At 51.6% G+C, this 2566-nt stretch carries 2 protein-coding genes; both read left to right on the forward strand.

The window, feature by feature from the left end:
• The coding region (locus J5M66_RS26415) for a glycosyltransferase family 2 protein (protein ID WP_243433551.1) at nt 1-1099 on the forward strand (1099 nt) is incomplete at its 5' end.
• Between the two features lie 178 nt (nt 1100-1277).
• Nucleotides 1278-2566: glycosyltransferase (locus tag J5M66_RS26420; protein ID WP_347709598.1), on the forward strand; the 1289-nt coding region annotated here is incomplete at its 3' end.

Here is a 2566-nt window from a genome sequence, read left to right on the forward strand (position 1 = left end):
GTGCTGTGTATTATTAATAAGCGTAATGGAGCGTAACGTGGCGAAAGTTTCAGTTGTTCTTACCTCCTATAATCATGAAAAGTTTATTGGGCAGGCGATCGAGTCGGTTATCAATCAAACGTTTACTGATTGGGAGCTAATAATTGTAGATGACGTTTCTCCAGATGGTTCTTGGGCAGTTATCGAAACTTATAAGGACCCGAGAATCCTCAGGATTCAGAATGACAGAACGCGCCGTTATATTTACAACATTAATCGCGCTATTGAGTCACAAAGTACTGGTGAATATATCGCCATTCATCACTCGGACGATGCTTGGGAACTGGATAAGCTTGAAAAACAGGTAGCAGTGCTGGAAGAAAATCCCAGCATAGGTGCTGTATTTTCGCATGTTCAATGCATTGATGAGAGCAATCAACCACTCGTCGTCGAATGGTTCAATCAGCCGAATAAGCCACGGACGGCTTGGTTGCGTTCGCTGTTCTTCAATGAGAACCAGTTGTGTCACCCAAGTGCATTGGTTCGGCGCAGCGTTTATGAACAAGCCGGCTTGTATAGAAGTGCGCACGCGCAGACAGATGACGCAGAAATGTGGACTCGGTTACTCAAGATAACTGACATCCACGTAGTTCAAGAGCGATTGACTTTGCACCGGATTTTCTCGGATCAGTCCAATGAGAGCGGGGAGAGGCCCGACAGGCGCGCGCGTATGTGGCTCGAATGGTACTTGCAGAAGAAACACTACGTCGGCATGCCACTGAATGACATTCTCGAAGCGTTTCCTGAAAGTGAAAAATGGGTAACACCCAAAGGGGCCAATAGCGGTTACTTGCTGGCCATGTTTGCAATCGAGATTGGCGGCTGCCCTGGTACAAGGTTGTTTGGTGTTGAGCTTTTGTATCAGTTGATGAACAGCGCCGAAGAGCGCGCGGAGATCGAAGCTATCCACGGTTTCACTTATCTGGATTTCATCGCGCTCACGGGGCAGGAGGAATTTTTCAACCCGAAAGCCTTGGCCCCTGTCGCGCCGAAGGCCGTTACCGGCAACCTGCTGCGCAATTTTGCTGGAAAGGTGGTGCGCAGGCTTCGCAGTTGGTGACTTGGCTGTTGTGATCTGACCTATACGTTAGTCGATAAGCCGTTCCTGCGGTTGCGTGATGAATTGCTTGTCGGGGTTAAGTTTTTGAGAAGTCTTCAGCGTTTTGGCGCAGGGAAATAATTATTTTATGTCGAACTCTGTGCAGCTTGCTGCTAGTCCAGGCGCTGGTGCAGGTGAAATGACCAACAGATACGAGTCAATAAACGGATTGAATGGGACACTCGAGCAAGCTGACGTCCTTGTCGTTAGCTGTGCGAACCCTGCGCTCTCTGATCTTTCGAATCTGCACCGGTCACTGCTTTGTCAGACATTCCAGGCCTGGCAATGGCTGATTTGCATCAATGGAGGCGATACGCTGCAATTCGACGCTGAGTTTCTGGAGGCAATAGCCGTCGATAAGCGTGTGCAAGTGCTCGATCGCGCAGGATGCACTTATGCTAATGAGATCTGGGCATATCCAAAATATGTAGTTCTGGCCGATGCTGCGACGGTGTTCGATCCGACGTTTATCGAGAAGGGCATCTGGTGTCTTGAATCAAACCCCGAGTTTGCCTTCTGCAATTCCTTCGGCACGCTGACGGGTGAATCTGGCGCGCCAGTGCGGCACAGCTTGAGTCAGGGTAAATATTATCTCGAGCACCCTGATGTCAAAGTGAGAGGCATTGTTGTTCGCAAGTCTGCCATCTTGCAGGTGGCAGAAGAAATTCCGCTCTTGGCTGACGGAAGCGACCCCACATCACTCCTAGCTCGCTTGGCAGATGCCGGTCACTGGGGCTTTACCATTGCCGAGTTCCTGCAGACGTTCGGCGAGGCAGTGTCACGCCACGGCGTTGAAGCCCCGCCCTTAATGCCGCTCAAGCCTATTCCCAGCCCCCAGCGGCGTTATCCCTCAGCCTATGAAACGTTGCCGGAAGGCGCTGCATTCGATAATCCGTTGAAAGGCAATGCGCGCGGAAGAAGAGTGATGTTTTTACTGCCCTGGATGGTTGAGGGCGGGGCTGATCGCGTCAATATTGATCTCATTCAAGGGCTGGTTGCGGGCGGGACCGATGTGACGGTCTGCGCTACGCTTGAGGCTGATCACAAGTGGCAGGACAGGTTTGCGGAACTGACGGCGGATATCTTCATTCTGCCGAATATACTTTCTCTTTCTGATTTTCCACGGTTCCTGTTGTATCTCATTGCCTCCAGGCAGATAGATACAGTGGTGGTGGCCGGCAGTACGCTGGGTTATCAGCTTCTTCCTTACTTGCGTACACAGGCGCCAAAGACGACGTTCCTGGACTTGAGTCATACCGAGGAAATGCATTGGCTCAACGGCGGGCATCCGCGATTCGGCGTCGGCTACCAGGACGCGCTGGACATGAACGTGGTCAGTACGCGCCACCTGTCCGAGTGGATGTTGCAGCGTAGTGCTGATGCCGGGAAAATCCGTGTGATGTACACGGGGATCAAATCGCACCCGGT

Source organism: Pseudomonas sp. 67(2021) (assembly GCF_017491835.1).
Classification (GTDB): Bacteria; Pseudomonadota; Gammaproteobacteria; order Pseudomonadales; family Pseudomonadaceae; genus Aquipseudomonas; species Aquipseudomonas atacamensis.